Raw genomic sequence first — 297 nt, 5'->3', positions numbered from 1 at the left:
TTCATCTTCGTCAAGCTCACCACCGACGGCGGCGTGGTCGGCTACGGCGAGGCCTACAACGCCACCTTCTCGGCGCATGTCACCGCCAGGATGATCGAGGACATGGCCGGGCGCTACCTGATCGGCCGCGACCCGCACGACGTCGAGAACCTCTTCCGCCGCGTCTATTCCTCCGGCTTCACCCAGCGCCCCGACGTTTCCGGCATGGGCTGCTTCTCGGCGCTCGAAATGGCCTGCTGGGACATCATCGGCAAGGAGGCCGACAAGCCTGTCTACAAGCTGCTCGGCGGCCAGGTG

At 65.7% G+C, this 297-nt stretch carries 1 pseudogene; it reads left to right on the top strand.

The annotated features are described in order from the left end of the window. Positions 1-297 (top strand): annotated as a pseudogene (locus EN845_RS34740) (mandelate racemase/muconate lactonizing enzyme family protein); the annotation flags it as partial.

Source organism: Mesorhizobium sp. M8A.F.Ca.ET.202.01.1.1, from assembly GCF_004791595.1.
In the GTDB taxonomy this organism is placed as follows: domain Bacteria; phylum Pseudomonadota; class Alphaproteobacteria; order Rhizobiales; family Rhizobiaceae; genus Mesorhizobium.
This window is presented reverse-complemented; position numbering and strand designations above follow the sequence as displayed.